This window comes from Natronorubrum tibetense GA33 (assembly GCF_000383975.1).
Taxonomy (GTDB): Archaea; Halobacteriota; Halobacteria; order Halobacteriales; family Natrialbaceae; genus Natronorubrum; species Natronorubrum tibetense.
This window is the reverse complement of sequence record NZ_KB913017.1, coordinates 2,559,508-2,575,473: the sequence shown is the minus strand read 5'-3', so window position 1 is coordinate 2,575,473 and position 15,966 is coordinate 2,559,508. Positions and strand designations below refer to the sequence as shown.

Annotated in this window: 14 protein-coding genes; 11 read left to right on the top strand and 3 right to left on the bottom strand. The window is 63.9% G+C overall.

The annotated features are described in order from the left end of the window. Positions 1-70: 70 nt before the first annotated feature. On the bottom strand, positions 71-571 hold the full coding sequence (locus tag NATTI_RS0113350; protein ID WP_006089967.1) for an NAD(P)-dependent oxidoreductase: 501 nt from the start codon (positions 569-571) through the stop codon (positions 71-73). Between the two features lie 22 nt (positions 572-593). Between NATTI_RS0113350 and NATTI_RS0113345 the strand changes: the two genes are divergently transcribed. From NATTI_RS0113345 to NATTI_RS0113310, 8 genes are all read left to right on the top strand, one after another. After that, the gene (locus NATTI_RS0113345; protein WP_006089966.1) at positions 594-722 is read left to right on the top strand and encodes a winged helix-turn-helix transcriptional regulator; all 129 of its coding nucleotides are present in this window, start codon (positions 594-596) and stop codon (positions 720-722) included. 72 nt (positions 723-794) lie between these two features. Beyond that, positions 795-1,907 (top strand): ABC transporter ATP-binding protein, encoded by a 1,113-nt coding sequence (locus tag NATTI_RS0113340; RefSeq protein WP_019991872.1) that lies wholly within the window; start codon positions 795-797, stop codon positions 1,905-1,907. Next, the gene (locus NATTI_RS0113335; protein WP_006089964.1) at positions 1,904-2,785 is read left to right on the top strand and encodes an ABC transporter permease; all 882 of its coding nucleotides are present in this window, start codon (positions 1,904-1,906) and stop codon (positions 2,783-2,785) included. Before NATTI_RS0113340 ends, NATTI_RS0113335 begins: the two co-directional genes overlap by 4 nt. 189 nt (positions 2,786-2,974) lie before the next feature. Further along, positions 2,975-4,315: an FAD-dependent oxidoreductase gene (locus tag NATTI_RS0113330; RefSeq protein ID WP_006089963.1), complete on the top strand. Its 1,341-nt coding sequence runs from the start codon at positions 2,975-2,977 to the stop codon at positions 4,313-4,315. Between the two features lie 138 nt (positions 4,316-4,453). Then, on the top strand, positions 4,454-6,253 hold the full coding sequence (locus NATTI_RS0113325; RefSeq protein WP_019991871.1) for a cation:proton antiporter: 1,800 nt from the start codon (positions 4,454-4,456) through the stop codon (positions 6,251-6,253). After that, positions 6,246-7,895, top strand: a complete 1,650-nt coding sequence (locus tag NATTI_RS0113320) for a cation:proton antiporter domain-containing protein (RefSeq protein ID WP_027119154.1) — start codon at positions 6,246-6,248, stop codon at positions 7,893-7,895. Before NATTI_RS0113325 ends, NATTI_RS0113320 begins: the two co-directional genes overlap by 8 nt. Positions 7,896-8,101: 206 nt before the next feature. Further along, positions 8,102-8,692 carry a LemA family protein gene (locus NATTI_RS0113315; protein WP_006089959.1) on the top strand — a complete coding sequence of 197 codons (591 nt, stop codon included), beginning with the start codon at positions 8,102-8,104 and terminating at the stop codon, positions 8,690-8,692. Between the two features lie 3 nt (positions 8,693-8,695). Beyond that, the gene (locus NATTI_RS0113310; protein WP_006089958.1) at positions 8,696-9,478 is read left to right on the top strand and encodes a hypothetical protein; all 783 of its coding nucleotides are present in this window, start codon (positions 8,696-8,698) and stop codon (positions 9,476-9,478) included. 25 nt (positions 9,479-9,503) lie between these two features. Here NATTI_RS0113310 and NATTI_RS0113305 read toward each other — a convergent pair whose 3' ends face one another. Continuing rightward, complete coding sequence (locus NATTI_RS0113305; protein ID WP_006089957.1) at positions 9,504-10,571, bottom strand: zinc metalloprotease; 1,068 nt, start codon at positions 10,569-10,571, stop codon at positions 9,504-9,506. Positions 10,572-10,761: 190 nt separating this feature from the next. Here NATTI_RS0113305 and NATTI_RS0113300 point away from each other — a divergent pair, with 190 nt between their 5' ends. Then, complete coding sequence (locus NATTI_RS0113300; RefSeq protein ID WP_006089956.1) at positions 10,762-12,360, top strand: GMC family oxidoreductase; 1,599 nt, start codon at positions 10,762-10,764, stop codon at positions 12,358-12,360. Positions 12,361-12,393: 33 nt separating this feature from the next. Here NATTI_RS0113300 and NATTI_RS0113295 read toward each other — a convergent pair whose 3' ends face one another. Further along, positions 12,394-13,191 carry a helix-turn-helix transcriptional regulator gene (locus NATTI_RS0113295; RefSeq protein WP_006089955.1) on the bottom strand — a complete coding sequence of 266 codons (798 nt, stop codon included), beginning with the start codon at positions 13,189-13,191 and terminating at the stop codon, positions 12,394-12,396. Positions 13,192-13,450: 259 nt separating this feature from the next. On the opposite strand from NATTI_RS0113295, the gene NATTI_RS0113290 reads away from it, so the two are divergent. Both NATTI_RS0113290 and NATTI_RS0113285 read left to right on the top strand, forming a co-directional pair. Next, positions 13,451-14,437, top strand: a complete 987-nt coding sequence (locus NATTI_RS0113290) for a DMT family transporter (RefSeq protein WP_006089954.1) — start codon at positions 13,451-13,453, stop codon at positions 14,435-14,437. Positions 14,438-14,717: 280 nt separating this feature from the next. Then, positions 14,718-15,893 carry a Fic family protein gene (locus NATTI_RS0113285; RefSeq protein WP_006089953.1) on the top strand — a complete coding sequence of 392 codons (1,176 nt, stop codon included), beginning with the start codon at positions 14,718-14,720 and terminating at the stop codon, positions 15,891-15,893. Positions 15,894-15,966: the final 73 nt, after the last annotated feature.

Here is a 15,966-nt window from a genome sequence, read left to right as displayed (position 1 = left end):
CGTTACCGACGACTCGAGCGTGAAAGGGGCCTCCCGGCGACTCGAGGAGACGATGGGCCGAGGGGGCGTGCTACGCAGGCCCCACCTTCGGCATTCGTCGGCTGTACTCGTCGTTCTCGAGGCTATCGAGGATAAACCGGGCGACGTCGGCTCGGTCGATCGCCTCGAATCCGAGGTCGACGTCGCCGGCCCGGTACTCCCCCGACGGGTCGCCCTCGCCGAGTCGAGGGACGCGGACGACCGTCCAGTCCAGGTCCGTCGCCCGGACGTGTTCGACGTGAGATTCAGCGTCCTCGAGGACGACTCGAGCGAGTAACTTCAGCAGGACCCCCATCATTTTGCCGCCGAGCGAGACCGATTCGCCGTCCTCACGGACCCCTGCACCGACGAGCGTCACGAATCTCGAGACGCCGGTCTCGGCCATCGCGCGACTGATGTTCTCGCCGGCGACGGACAGGAGATCGGTCGGCGAGTCCTCTCCCTGTCCGAGGACGCTCACGACCGCGTCCGCGCCCCGGACCGCGTCGAGAACGCCGTCGCCAGTGTAGACATTGCCCGCAACGACTCGCACTCGGTCGTCGTGAAACGGGACCGTGTTGGTCGAGCGAACCGCGTACGACGAGGTGCCGCCGCGAGTCGAGTACGCGCCGACCGAAAAAGCCCGATCGATCTTCCCGGTGTTCGGCCACCTCCATCGATGGGCGATAACGTACGAACTCTAACGCTTCGATTTTCGTAGCGACTCCCCGATTTCGAAGGGGGGCGTATTTCAGGTCAGATCCCGTACCGACGCTATGTCGAACGACCGATCAGTAGCGGATGCTGAAACCCAGTGCGAGCAGTCACAACAGGGAGCGATGGACCGAACGACGCCGCCGACGGCCCCATCCATCGAGATCGACGAACTCGAGTTGACCTACGGCGACGGGACGACGGCGGTCGACGGCGTCGATCTGACGGTCGACGACGGCGAGTTCTTCGGGTTTTTAGGACCTAACGGCGCGGGCAAGACGACGGCGATCAAGGTTCTCGCGACGCTCCTCTCGCCGACGGCCGGCGAGGTGCGAGTCAACGGATTCGACGTCCGAACGGAGCCGCGGAAGATCCGCGAGTCGATCGGCTACATGGCCCAGGAGACGAGTATCGATCCGGAACTTACCGCCGAGGAAAATATCCGGTTCGCGTGTGAGGCCTACGGCGTTCCGCGCGGCGAACGCGACGACCGAACCGCCGAACTGCTCGATCTCGTCGACCTCACGGCCGTCGCCGACAAACGCTCGGAGGGGTTCTCCGGCGGGATGAAAAAGCGCCTCGACGCCGCGACGGCGCTGGTTCACCGGCCGCCGCTCGTCTTTCTCGACGAGCCGACCACCGGGCTCGATCCGAAGGCGCGCAATCGACTGTGGGAGTACTTTCGGCGAATCAACGAGCGTGGAACGACTGTGTTCCTGACGACGCAGTACCTAGAGGAAGCCGATCAGCTCTGCGAGCGGCTGGCGGTGATCCTCGACGGCGGGATCGTCGCCGACGGCTCGCCGGACGAGTTGAAACGGCAGGTCGGCGGCGACGTGCTCGATATCGAGTTACAAGACGGCGAGGATGCCAAAACGCGGGCCGTCGAGATCGCCGGAGAGTTCGAGGCCTTCGACGACGCGACCGTCGAGGAGACCGAAACAGGGATCAGCGTCACCGCAGAAACGGCCCGTGAGTCGGGAACGGATCTCCTCGTTGCGCTTCGGGACGCGGGACTGACAGTCACCGGATTCAACGTTCGCGCGCCGACGCTGGACGACGTGTTCCTCGCGATCACCGGCGAACGTGTCGATACCGAGTCGACAGCCGGTGGCGTCGATACTGCCGGGACCGTCGGGACGGAAGCTGCCGCTGGAAGGGAGGACGCGTCGTGAGCGCTCCGACAACTCCGCGGTCGGAGCGGGATTCGGTTCCGCGCTCGTCCAACACGTTCGCCGGGGACGTCTGGGTCAACTTCAAGCGCTGGAACCTGAAGGCCGTCCGAAACCCGTTCGTCCTCGTCGTCTCGCTCGCACAGCCGTTCATCTTCCTCGTATTGTTCACGGAGGTGTTCGGCAATGTGGCCGGCGGTGCGGTAAGTGAGGGGCTGGGCCCGGGCGTCGACTACACCACCTTCCTCGTGCCGGCCATCGCGATCCAGGTCGCGCTCGCGTCGGCGGTCACCTCCGGGATCGGGCTTGTCAACGACATCGAGAACGGCATGTTCGAGAAGGTGCTCGTCTCGCCGATGAACCGAACCGCGGTTTTCGTCGGAAAGACGCTCGCCGAAGTGTTCCGTATCGCCCTGCAGATAGCAATCATTCTCGGTCTGGGTGTCCTTCTGGGCGCGGAGATTACGACGGGAGTCGTCGGTGCCCTCGGAATCATCGCCGTCGGAATCGTGTTTTCGCTCTGGTTTATCGCGTTCTCGAACACCCTCGCCGTCTTGACCCGGGATCAGGAGTCGACGATCATCGGCGCGAACCTGTTACAGTTCCCGCTGTTGTTCCTCTCGAGTGCCTTTCTCCCGCTTGAGGTGCTGCCGAACTGGATCCAGACGTTCGCCCGGATCAATCCCGTCACGTACGGCGTCGACGCGGCGCGTGCGATCATGCTCGACGAAGACGTGACGACCGTCCTCGACGTGACGGCGTTCGACGGCGCGTTCAACACGATCGTCCCCGCCGTCGCCGTCCTCGCGGGACTGGGCGTCGCGTTCGGCGGAGTGGCCGTCTATCTGCTCTCTCGCGCCTCGAGTTCGGACGTTCGCTGATCGACGAGCGCGAACGCGGCCAACACCCCGTCCTCCGACCTATCTACCGGGGCTATTTTGCCCGACTCGAATTGTCGAAAAGAGTGCTGTCGATACCCCGTTCGTCGATTATCGAAAACCCGCTCGAAAAAATATGAGTTATCTGTGCGGAGTCGTGAGGTTCGGGTAGGGTATATAGTAGAACCAATCATGTCTGGCAAATACGACCTCGTTATCGTCGGTGGCGGGATCAGTGGGGCCTCCCTTCTGTACACGACGGCAAAGTTCTCCGATATTGACTCCATCGCGTTGGTCGAAAAGGAGCCGTCGGTCGCAGCGATCAACACGGATCACACGAACAACTCCCAGACGCTCCACTTCGGAGATATCGAGACGAACTACACGCTCGAGAAGGCCGAAGACGTCAAAGAAGGAGCGGAGCTCCTCGCGGGCTACCTGGAGAATCACGACCCCGACCGGGAGATGCACGACAAACGGAGCAAGATGGTGCTCGGGGTCGGCGACGAGGAGGTCGACCAACTCGAGCGCCGGTACGAGGAAGAAGGGTTCGGCGACCTCTTCCCGAAACTTCGAGCGATCGGCCGCGAAGAGATCGCGGAGATCGAACCGAAGGTCGTCGAGGGCCGCGATCCCGCAAAGGAGATGCTCGCGCTGCAGACCGCGGACGGCTACGTCGTCGACTACGGCGAGACGACGCGCTCGCTCGTCGAGCAGGCTGACGAGGAACCGAACGTCGACGTCTTCACCGGAACCGAAGTCAAAGATATCACGCCTACGCTTGACGGCTACACGATCGAGACGAACAACGGACGGTTCGACTGTGACACGACCGTCGTCGCGGCCGGCTCGCACAGCCTCCAGATCGCGAAGGAACTCGGCTACGGGCAGGACAAGGTGTTGCTCCCCATCGCCGGGAGCTTCTTCCTCGCGGACGATCTCCTGAACGGGAAGGTCTACACGCTACAGATGAAGAAACTGCCGTTCGCCGCGGTTCACGGCGATGCCGACGTTCACGACCCCAGCGTTACCCGGTTCGGACCGACCGCGAAACTCGTTCCGACGCTCGAGCGCGGCCGAATCTCGACCGTGAAGGACTTCCTCGACGTGTTCGGGCTGAACGCGTCGGCGTTTCTCAGCTACGGGAACATTCTCTCCGATCGGATCCTCCTGCCGTACGTGCTGCGAAACCTCATCTACGACGTCCCGGAGGTCGGCCCGCGGCAGTTCCTTCCCCACGTCCAGAAGGTCGTCCCGAGCGTCGAACTCGAGGATATTCAGCGCGCCAAAGGGTACGGTGGCGTCCGTCCCCAGATCGTCGACACGAAGACGAAGTCCCTCGATATGGGCGAGGCGAAACTCGTCGGCGACGACATCATCTTCAACATCACGCCGTCGCCCGGCGCGTCGACGTGTCTGAAAAACGCGCTTCAGGACACACAGCAGGTCCTCGAGTTCCTCGACGGTGAGTACGAGTTCGACGAGGAGGCGTTCCGCGCGGAGACGATCGACAACTTCCCGCGCGCGGCGTAGACGCCGCGGCAGCGGGATACGGGCTACTGTATTCCAGTTTTCACGCGAGATATGTGCAGCGCCAACGCTTTTCCGACAGTATCGGGTATCCCGTTTTGAACGGCGTCGAGTCGTCGCAAGTACGATATCAGTTGGACAATGTCTCTCGGGGGAATCGCACTGGCAACGGATTTCGCGTTGCTCATCGTGGCTGCGGCCGTCCTCAGCTACGCCGCCAGACTGACCAAGCAGCCGACGATCGTCGCCTACGTCCTGACAGGAGTCATCGTCGGGCCGATCGGCCTCGGGATCGTGGCCGAGGACCAGTTGATCGAGATCGTCGCCGAACTCGGTCTCGGCTTTCTCCTCTTCTTGCTGGGCATCGAGATGCGATTCGACGACATTCGAGAGATCATGCGCCCCGTCGGGGCGATCGCGCTCGGACAGGCCGTGTTGCAGGCGATCGCGTCGACGGGCGTCGCCCTCTTGCTCGGCTTCACGCTCTATCAGTCGCTGATGATCGCGCTCGCGACGACGTTCGGTGCGACGCCGATCATCGTCAAAGTGCTCGGGGACAAGGACGACCTGAAAGAACTGTACGGGAAGGTCGACGTCGGGATCCTCATCTTTCAGGACATCTACCTCGTCATGGCGCTCGCGATTCTCGCCGTCGGCGCCGTCGACAACGTCGGCGAGATCGCGTTTAGCATCGGTCGCGTCCTCCTCCTGATGGGCGTCATCGGCGTCGTCGCCTACCTCGCGAGCAACTACCTCCTTCCGGCGTTGCTCCGGGCCAGCGCCGCCAACAAGAGCACCCTCTTCACCGTCGGCATCGCCTGGGCGTTTCTCTTCATTTTCGCCGCCGAGAGCCTCGATCTCTCTATCGAGATCGGTGCGTTCCTCGCGGGCCTCGCGCTCGCACAGCTTCCCTACAGCACGGAGCTCAAGGAGCGAATGCGCCCGGCGACGAACTTCTTCATCGCGATCTTCTTCGCGAGCATCGCCCTCCAGATGGAAGTCGGCCAGCTGCTGGCCTACTGGCAAGAGGCGGTCGCCGCGGCGTTCCTCCTGATCGTGATCAACTTCTGCATCGTCTTCGGGCTGTTCTACAGCCAGCGCTTCGATATCGAGACCTCCTTCCTCGGCACGATCTCGATGCTCCAGGTCAGCGAGTTCTCGCTGGTACTTGGCGCGCTCGCGGTCGATCAGGGATTCATCGAGGAGGGGATCCTCGGCTTCCTCAGCCTGATGGCGCTGATCACGATGCCCATCTCGACGTACTATGTCATTTACAACCGCCAGATCTACGCGTATGTCAGACCGTATCTCGAGCGACTCGAGCGCGAGGACACCGTCGAGGCGCAGCCGGTCGAGTACGCTGATCACGCGGTGATCGTCGGCTACAGCCGGCTCTCGGGCGGACTCGCGGCGGTTCTCGAGGACGACGTCGACGAGGTCGTCTTCGTCGAGGACCGCGCCGAGTACGTCGGGGAACTGATGGACGGCGAACACGGCTTCATCTTCGGCAACGCCAGACACGGCGATATCCGACAGGAGGCGAACCTCTCCGGGGCCGAGGTGCTCGTCAGCGTCGCGCAGCGAGCAGACGTCACCCTCCGTCTAGTCGAGGACAGCCCCGACGCGCTCTCGATCGTCACCGCAACGACCGAGGACGAGGCGGCGGCGCTCCTCGAGCACGGGGCCGACTACGTCGTCCTCGAACGGGGGATCGTCGGCGACGAACTCGCGAACTTACTCGAGACGATCGACGACCGCGAGGCGTTCGAACGCCGGCTCGAGGAATTGAACGCACGGGCTCGCGACCGCTCGCAGCGGGCGGACGAGACGGTCGACCTCGGTAGCCAAGACGTACGGTACGACCCCGGCGACGCGGCCGGGTCCGGTGGCTCGAACCGATCGGACGACGCCGACGCGACCGGAGGTGATACCGATGTATGAGATCCTGTTCGCGCTGACGCTCATCTTCGTCCTCGCAGCTGTCTTGCTGCTCGTTGCCGCCCAGAAGGGGCTGTCGGTGATCCCGTTTTACCTGCTCGCGGGAGCGCTGGCTGGGGCGGTGATAGACGAAACACAGCTGCTCGACCTCGCACAGTGGGGGATCGCCTTCCTCGTCTTCCTCTTCGGGATCCACGTCGACGTGGAGGCGTTCCGGTCGACCGGACGGATCAGCGTCACCGTCGGCCTCCTGCAGGCGTCGATCGTGGGTGCACTAACGTTCAGTCTCGGCCTCGCGTTCGGGCTCGACCCGTTGAACGCCGGCTACCTGGGCATCGCCGCCGCGTTGAGTTCGTCCCTCGTGGCGACCAGCTATCTGGACGACGAGAACGGCGCCCGGCCGACGTACGAACGGCTGGCGGAGTCGATCCACTTCACGGAGGACCTCCTCGGCGTGCTGGTCGTACTCGGGCTGAGCGCGTTCGTCTACGCGGCGGCTCCCGCCTGGGAGCAGGTCGCGGTCGGTGGCGGGCTGTTCGTCCTGGCACTCGGGATTCGCTATCTCCTCTTCCACCGGCTGACCGCCCGACTCCAGGGCGACCCGGAGGTGATGATGCTGCTCGGCATCTCCTTCGTCGTCGGGTTCATCGCGCTCGCCGAGGCGGCCGACCTCTCGATTGTCGTCGGCGCGTTCGCCGCCGGCATCGCCATCGCCGACGACTACCCTCACTCGCTCGAGTTAGTCGATACCGTCGACGACTTAGAGGACTTCTTCTCGCCGATCTTCTTCGTCACGCTCGGCGCGTTGCTGACGATTCCGACGCTCGAGACGATCGGGTACACCCTCACGTTGGTCGTCGCGGTCCTGATCCTCAACCCGCTGCTCGTCGCGTTCATCCTGCTCAGAAGCGGGTTCGACGGTCGAACGGCGGTCATGACCGGTCTCACGCTCGATCAGGTGAGTATCTTCAGCCTCTTCATCGCGCTCGAGGCGTTCGCGGCCGGTCAGATCACACCCCCGGTCTTCGACGCAATCGTCCTCGCGGCCGCCATCACGATGATCGTCGCGACGTACACGGGTCGTCACGCGGGCGCGATCAATCGCTGGCTGCGCGACAATGGGGCCGTTCGACTGCTCGGAGAGTCCCTCGGCGATCGAACGAGCGTCTCCGAGGGCCTCGAGGGCCACGTCATCATCGTCGACTTCGAACACGGCGGTCGGCAGGTCCTCGACGCGTGCTCGTTCCTCGATCGGCCGACGCTCGTCGTCGAGGACAACCCCGTCCTGTTCGAGGAGATCCGCGACGAGTGTGACAACTACGTCTACGGCGACGTGTCGAACGAAGACGTCTGGGAGCTGGCGCGGCTCGAAGACGCCGCGCTCGTCGTCTCGCTGACGCCGGAACACGACCGGAGCGAGGCGGTCATCGACCTCGACGCGGACGTTCCGCGGGTCGTCCGCGTCGACTCGACCGAGACCGCCGACGAGTTCCTCGATCGGGGTGCTGCGGGGGTTATCTATCCCGATACGATCGCCGCCGAGCGCGTCGGCGAGGACCTCGAGGCGCTGCTCGAGGGCGAGATCTCTCGCGAGGAGTTCGTCGAGCGCGGTCGCGGCCACTTCGAGACACCGAGCGACGGTTGATCGATCCACGAAGCAAAAACACCACCACGCCTGTGGCGGTTCCGAGCCGAGGCAGCGATGCTTGTGGCGGTTTCGGGCCGGGACAGCGATATCGGACGACGAGACGAACCGATCGTCGGACGCTCGTATCTCCGGGCCTCTCAGGACGGGCTTCCAGCCTGGTGACGAAACGTATAATTCACCACAGAAGAACTATCGGGAAAGGCATGAGTCTGTTCTGGCTGGTAATCGTCGGGTTCGCGGCCCTCGTCGTGGCCTACAGTGTCGTCCGATATCTCGGACGGTCGCAGGCGCGACTCATGGAAGCCCACGAGAACTGTGAGAAAACCTGGGCCGATATCGAGGTGCTCCTCGAGCGGCGACAGGCCGAACTCGAGCAGCTGATCGATCTGACGAACGAACACGTCTCCCACGAACGAGACCTGCTCGCCGGTATCGTCGACGCGCGCGAAGGGATCGTCGAGGCCCAGTCGCCCGAGGAGGTCGCCACCGTAGCGGTCTCGCTGCGAGAAACGACACAGGAAGTTTACACGCTCTCGGACGAACACCCGGAGCTGGCGTCGAACGAGCGGTTCGACGAACTCTCGACGTCGATCACGCGTCTCGAGCAGCGACTGGAGGATCGGCGCGAACAGTACAACGAGGCCGTTGCGACCTACAACACGTTGTGCTATACGTTCCCGGAGTCCGTCTTCGCGAACTATCACGGTCTCACCCGGAGAGAGCCGTTCGTGGCGTCCTACCGTGCTCACGAGGGAGTCGAGGTCGGCGAGCGGCTCGGCGTTCGGTCGGCCTGAGCCATGCTGGGCGGGCTCATCGTCTACGCCGCGCTGGTAATCGGGTCGGCGGGACTGGTCGTGTCCGGGCTCTCGAGCGTCCAGTCCGGCTTCGATCGATACGAAGAGCGCACCGTCATCGCCGATCGACCCACCTCGGCTCCCGATTCGATCGCGCTCGGAAAGACCGCCATCGCCGGGACGGCGCGTCCCGATCATCGGCTGGATCGGCTCCCGTTCGGCGGCCGAGAGCGGGCACTCGTCTACGAACTGTCGGTCGACGACACCAACAAGATCGAACCTGCTCACGTGGACCGGCGGGTCGCACCCCCGTTCGTTCTGGAGCGCGACACCGAGGGCGTCGACGACTACCACGTTCGCGTCGACGCCTCGAGCCTGCGACTGGATCTCTCCGATAGCCGTCGGTGGTCCGTGGAGATCGCCAGTCACGAACACCTTCCACCCGACCTCGCGGACTTTGCAGCGGCGAACGATCTACCCAATCAGGGGATGGATCGCGACCGGGAGTTCGCCTACGAGTACCTCGCACCAGACGACGAGGTGTTCGTCTACGGACGAGCCGTCCCGGATGCGGAGCGGGCCGACTCCCGCGAGGGCAAGACGGTTCTCGTTACCGCCGACGAGAACGGCAACGGGTTTCTCTCGGACAAATCGCCGGACACGCTGCTCGAGGAGCGCCGGCGCGCGCTGACCAGACACGCCTCACTCGGTGTCGTGAAGGCCACGATCGGCCTCGCGGCCTTCCTCTGGCTGACCGGGATCGCCCAGTTCGTTCTCGGTGCCTGAGTCAGTACAGCTTCTCGGCACCCAGTCAGTGCGCGTCCTCGGCGGGAACGCCTCGAATACCGTCGTAGAAACCCGCTGCAATCGCTTTGAGGAAGAGGGCCGTGACGATTCCGGCGACAAGACCGCCTCCCAGTACGGCGACGAGAGCGGGCGTCGAGTACTCCGGACCGAGGAGCCAGTCGTGGACAGTCACGAGCGCGTACAGCCAGACGAGGACACAGCTCAGATAGTAGAACACGTTCGTCCAGAACCGAACGATCCGATAGATCGTGTGAACGGGCTGGGGGACTCGACGGGCCGAAATCGTGCCGGGACGTGGCAGCCACCCGAGAACCGATCGGATTCGTGTTCCGATCGGTCTGGCCGCGACCACGACGAGTCCGACCGCCATCAGCGGATACTCTCGCCACCGCCGCTCGCCGTTTGCCCACCGGTCTGCGACCGTCAACGTCTCCTCGCCGCGCGGCCGGATGGCCCAGGCGTCGGGTCGGGGCGGTTCGAAAAACGGGGACTCGTTTGCAAGCGCGTCCCAGCAGTCGTCGCAGTAGGTCGCCGGCGTCCCGTCGAGCTGGAAAAGCGCGTCTCCGGGTGCGACGACGCACGGCTCCTCGTCGTTCCCGCCGCTCTTGGCCTCACCGTAGTCATCGGTATCGCTGCCGTCGTGCAGGTACGTTCGTAACCCGAACGTCGTCCCGGCGACCGAGAGCGTCTCCTTCGCCAGCCGGTCGCATTCGAGTGCGGACGGCTCGTCCCCCTCGAGCAAGCGAGCCGTCGAGACGACGCCGACAGTGCCGAACTCGAGACCGACGCCGAACAGCGGCGGTTCGTAGGCGTGTTGTCGGAGCGCGGCGTCGGTCACGCCGACAGCGAGGTCGATGTCTTCGGTCTCGTCTCGGACGTACTCGAGGAACGGCTCCGCGTTGGCGTCGTCCGACTCCGCTACGGGTGGGGCCTCGATCGTCCGCCGGATCGGAACCGCCAACTCGAACGTTTCGCGGAGCGTTTCGGCGACGGCGTCACACGCGGTAGCTGGTGGATCACCGATCGGAACGACCGCGACGCGCGGGCTGGTGCCGTGTGGAAAAACGGCCATCGATACCGAAACCTGTTAGCGACCGTGAATAGCTGTTTCGGAAAATACCGATGACAGCCTAGACTTTCCAATTGCTGGGTTTTCGAGTCGGCCAGCGTGAACGTAACGCCAACGTGCGCGGAGAACCGCTATCCGTTCGCGCGATTCGGGGACACGACTATACCACCCCCGTGCTATGTGATAACCCAACATGTCCGAGGACGGGAGATCCTACGACTACGTGATCGTCGGCGCGGGACCGGCCGGCTGCGTGCTCGCGAACAGATTGTCGGCCGGCGGCGACGCCGAGGTGCTGTTGCTCGAGGCCGGCGACCCCGACGAGAACCGAGAGATCGGCGTTCCGGCGGCGTTCTCGGAACTGTTCGAGTCGGCGGTCGACTGGGCGTACTACACGGAGCCCCAGTCGGAACTGCACGACCGGGAACTGTACTGGCCCCGCGGGAAGACACTGGGCGGCTCGAGTTCGATCAACGCGATGATCTACGTGCGCGGCCAGCCCGAGGACTACGACCACTGGACCGAACTGGGTAACGAGGGCTGGACGTACGAGGACGTGCTGCCGTACTTCAAACGCGCCGAACACAACGAGCGCGGTCCATCGGACTACCACGCGATCGGCGGCCCGCGAAACGTGACCGACCTCCGGTCGCCGAACGAACTCACCGAAGCGTTTCTCGAAGCCGGGCAGTCGGTCGGACTCCCGTACAACGAGAACTTCAACGCCGACGACCAGGCTGGCGTCGGCTACTACCAGGTGACACAGAAGGACGGAAAACGACACAGCGCGGCGGACGCGTACCTGAAACCGGTTCTCGAGCGACCGAATCTGACCGCAGTGACCGGTGCGCGAGTGACCAACGTTCGGTTCGACGGCCGCGAAGCCGTCGGCGTCGACTACGCCCGCGACGACGCCACCGGTCGTTCCGCGACGGTCGACGCGACCGAGGAGGTCATCCTGTCAGCCGGTGCGATCAACTCGCCCCACCTCCTCCTGTGCTCCGGCGTCGGTCCGGCCGGCCACCTTGGCGAGCACGATATCCCCGTCGTCGCGGACCTCCCTGGCGTCGGCCGAAACCTCCAGGATCACCTGCAGGTCGGCGTCAACTTCGAGTCGACGAAGCCGGTTACGCTGGCCGACGCGGACTCGCTGTGGAACACGCTCAGATATCTGCTCCGGAAAAACGGCCCACTGACCTCGAACATCGCGGAGGCCGGTGGATTCACGACCGTTTCCGAGGACGCCGAGGTACCCCAGATCCAGTTCCACTTTGGGCCGACATACTTCGTCGAACACGGGTTCGACAACCCAGAGGGTCACGGATTTTCGCTCGGCGCGCTCCGCCTGCGGCCCGACAGCCGCGGCCGAATCTCCCTCCGCTCGGCCGACCCCTTCGGCGAGCCTGCCATCGACCCCCAGTATCTGACCGAGGGCGACGACCTCGAGGTTCTGCTCGAGGGGATCAAACTGGTCCGAGAGATCCTGCAGGCCGAGCCGTTCGACGACTATCGCGGCGAGGAGGTGTTGCCGGGGTCGGACGTAGAGACCGATGCGGAACTGACCGAGTACATCCGCGAAACCGCCGAAACTCTCTATCACCCCGTCGGAACCTGCAAGATGGGTGACGACGAGATGGCCGTCGTGGACGACCGCCTGCGGGTCCGCGGGCTCGAACGTCTGCGCGTCGTCGACGCCTCGATCATGCCGACGATCACGAGCGGAAACACGGACGCGCCGACGACGATGATCGCCGAGAAAGCGGTCGACTACATTCGAGCGGACCGACGCTGATCGATCATATCGTATTTTCGACTTGCACCGGGTTCACTCGAGGGACACGCCGGCGTCCTCGAGCGCCTCGGCGCGCTCCCAGTAGTCCTCGACCGTCTCCCGCGCCCACGAGCGAACGACCTCGTCGTCGGTGTCGATCGAAGCGCGCAAGACGCCCTGCTCGTCCCGAACGAGCATGTAGACGACCTCGTCGAGAAGCATGACCGCGAGCGGCACGGTCCCCTCACGGACCCGAACCGAGGCGTCGTCGGCCGCGAGCAGCGTCTCGAGTCGGTCCCGAAGCTCCGTGTCGGCCGCGAGCGCGTCGATCGCGCTCCGGGAAAAGACGCCTCTAAACGTCTGCTCGTCGGCTTCGGCGCGTTCCTGAACGACCGTCAGGGTCTGTTCGTTGAACGCGTGTGAGACCGTCCACACCTCGTCGGCGGTCTCGAGCAACTCGAGCAGGCGCGACAGCGGCGCGTTCGGCCGCGTCTGCGTCGGCATCGTGATGGTCGCGTCGGAGAGCCGCTTCAGGTCGAACGTCATCTCGGCGGTCGGCAGGTACTCGACGACCCCGCGGAGGCGCTGTTCGGTCTCGATGATCTCCCGGAGGTCGGTAAAGCCCGACGCGACGAGTCGGCCGGTCGCCGTCGCGACGTACTCGCTGCCCTCGCGGTCGATCCACGACCGCTCTCGGAAGTCGCTCAGAATCCGTCCGAGCGTGGCCTGTGATGCCCCCGTCTCCGCTGCCAGTTCGTTTCGGGTGTGCCCACCCGCCGAGAGCAGTCCCAACACCTCGACGCGGTTCGCCGAGAGCGCGAGGAACTCGATCTCCTCGAGTGCCGATTCCATACGGGTGTGTTCGGCCGGTCCCTGATAGTGCTTTCGCACCATGAAATAATTTCACGATACGACAGGATAGCACGAACGGTAGCTGGTTTCCCGGTGAGTTCGGGTTTCTCGGTACGATTTCCTATCCTACCGTGAAATATTTTCTGAATTAAACTATATGGCTCGGGCACCTTTGTCGAGACAAGATGTTCTATCCCTCCACACCCCGTCGATCCCACGCCGGGGACTCGTCGGGCGCAAGCCGAACCGAGGTGAGGCCGTGATCGACCGCCGCACCCTCGTCTTCTTCGTCCTCTCGAGTGTCTTCTTCGGGGGGACGTTCGTCGCCGCGAAAGCCGGACTCGAGTACTTCCCGCCGCTGCTGTTCGTGGCGATCCGGTTCGACATCGCGGCCCTCGTCATGCTGGGCTACGTCGCGCTCACCGCCTCGTTCGAGGAGCTTCGCCCCCGAACGCGCGGCGACGTGGTCGGCATCGTCGCGACCGGCGGGCTCGTGATCGGTCTCTCGAACGCGCTCCTGTTCGTCGGCCAGCAGTACGCCACCAGTGCGGTCGGGGCGATCGTCTTCAGCCTCAACCCGATTCTGACGCCGGTCTTTGCGGCCGTGCTCCTCTCGAACGAACGCCTCTCGACTCGCGGCGCGTTCGGGATGGTCCTCGGTCTCTTCGGCGTCGCGCTCGTGGTCAGCCCCGACCCCGCGATGCTGGTCGGCGGCGACGCGCTCGGCCGCGCAATCCTCTTTGCGGGTGCCGCAAGCGCCGCCCTGGGGGCTGTGCTCATCCGGCGCTCCGGTGCGAACGCCACGCTCTCGAGCACCGTCCGCATCGCGTGGGGACTGCCCATCGCCGCGGCGCTCAGTCACGGACTCGCCTGGTCGACCGGCGAGTCGATGGGATCGATCGCGTGGACGACGGAAGCGCTCGTCGCACTCGCCTACGTCAGCCTCGTCGCGGGCGTCCTCGCCTACATCGCCTACTTCGGACTGCTCGAGTCGACCGGCGCGACCCAGGCCAACCTGGTCTTCTACGTCGTCCCGGTCGTCTCGACGCTCGGCGGCTGGGCGCTGCTCGGCGAGACCATCGCTCCCCTCGCGGTCGTCGGCTTCCTGACGATCTTCGCCGGCTTCGCCGTCATCGGCAGCGAGTCGAGCGACGTTCGGTCGCTGCTGCCCGAGTGGGTCGTCAGCACGCCGGCTGTCGAAGAGTCGGCAGCGAGGGAGGAACCGCGCGGCTACCGATCCGACTGATCGACACCTAGTCTATCTCTTACCATGAGGGGTCAATCTCGTTGGCAGAGTGGTCGCCCACTAGTTGTTTTCACCCTTGAAATGGTTCGAATCCATCAGATCGCGTATCGAAACGTCGCAGCTACGAAGCGACTACTCGTTCGTAACCGTCTGCTATCCGGAACGGACGTATTCTCGTTAGATGGTACAAAATGAATGCGACTCCGATTATACCACCCCTTAGTTATATTCAGTAAGATAGATTTAACTACTTAGAGTTCGTATAGGTTCGTAGTTACGAATGGTGCTGCGAGAGTTATCTGACGATGCGCCGGGTCGACTCGTCCCGTACGGACAGCGGCCGTACTATAGTCCGGATCCGCTCCCCCCGAGTACCGAATTGCAACTCGCTACAGAGTTCTACGAGACGCTCTCGGAGGCGACCTTCTGGCTCGGAAAGCTCAGTGGATTCGGTCTAACAACTGATTTCGCCCCCGTTCTGTACACCTCGTTGCTCCGGAAGGAAGCGATGGAGTCGTCCGAGATCGAGGGAGCCGATATCGACTACAACGCGCTCTACAGTTACGAGACCCGATCGCTCGACGCTGGCGGATCGGACGCTGAGACGGCTCCGGCGGCGGACGAAACGAAAGACGTGCAGGAAGTTCTCAACTACGAGCGGGCCCTCGAGGACGGGATCGAGGCGCTCGAGCGCGGAGACGGAATCTCGATCGATCTTCTCCACACCCTCCACGAAACGCTCCTCGGCGGCGTTCCGGACGACCGACGGGAGACGGACACCATCGGCGCGTTCAAGACGGTTCCGAATCACTTAGGCGAGTTCGTTCCGCCCGTTCCGAGCGCCGTCGACGGGCCCATGGACGCCCTCCTGACGTACGTTCGAACCGGCGGGAGCTATCATCCGCTCGTCGATATCGCGCTCACCCACTACCAGTTTGAGACGATTCACCCGTACGGAGACGGGAACGGCCGCCTGGGACGGCTGCTCGTCACGCTCCAGTTGTACGACGACGGCTATCTCGAGCGGCCGACACTCTATCTCAGCGAGTATTTCAATCGCTACAAGCAGACGTACGTCGACCGCATGGACGCCGTCCGCAAGTACGGCGAGTGGGAGGCCTGGATCGACTTTTTCGTGACGGGAATCCGCCAGCAGGCGGAGGAGACGCTGTTGCGATCACAGGAGTTGCACACCCTGCAACGGGAGTACAAAGCCGAATACGGCGACGACTCTGCCACGTACGCGCGACTCGCGTGCAAACTCTTCGACCAACCGTATCTCACTGCAGCCGTCGTCGAAGAGTTACTGGATGTCGCCAGTCCAACCGCCTATCGGGCACTCGACCGACTCGAGGAGGACGGAATCCTCGAGGAGACGACCGGAAAGGAGCGCAACCGGGAGTATCGAGCGCGGGAGATCTTCGAAATTCTCGAGCGACCGCCGCGGACGTACTGATCCTCGCTCGAGCGTCGACGTGATCGCTACCGGCGACGAACACCGCGACTCGAGCCACCCGTTTTGCTTGAGT

Coding starts and splice junctions, on each gene's coding strand:
- NATTI_RS0113285 (WP_006089953.1), top strand. CDS start 14,718: ATGGTGCTGCGAGAGTTATCTGACGATGCGCCGGGTCGACTCGTCCCG.
- NATTI_RS0113330 (WP_006089963.1), top strand. CDS start 2,975: ATGTCTGGCAAATACGACCTCGTTATCGTCGGTGGCGGGATCAGTGGG.
- NATTI_RS0113300 (WP_006089956.1), top strand. CDS start 10,762: ATGTCCGAGGACGGGAGATCCTACGACTACGTGATCGTCGGCGCGGGA.
- NATTI_RS0113305 (WP_006089957.1), bottom strand. CDS start 10,571: ATGGCCGTTTTTCCACACGGCACCAGCCCGCGCGTCGCGGTCGTTCCG.
- NATTI_RS0113340 (WP_019991872.1), top strand. CDS start 795: ATGTCGAACGACCGATCAGTAGCGGATGCTGAAACCCAGTGCGAGCAG.
- NATTI_RS0113310 (WP_006089958.1), top strand. CDS start 8,696: ATGCTGGGCGGGCTCATCGTCTACGCCGCGCTGGTAATCGGGTCGGCG.
- NATTI_RS0113315 (WP_006089959.1), top strand. CDS start 8,102: ATGAGTCTGTTCTGGCTGGTAATCGTCGGGTTCGCGGCCCTCGTCGTG.
- NATTI_RS0113295 (WP_006089955.1), bottom strand. CDS start 13,191: ATGGAATCGGCACTCGAGGAGATCGAGTTCCTCGCGCTCTCGGCGAAC.
- NATTI_RS0113325 (WP_019991871.1), top strand. CDS start 4,454: ATGTCTCTCGGGGGAATCGCACTGGCAACGGATTTCGCGTTGCTCATC.
- NATTI_RS0113320 (WP_027119154.1), top strand. CDS start 6,246: ATGTATGAGATCCTGTTCGCGCTGACGCTCATCTTCGTCCTCGCAGCT.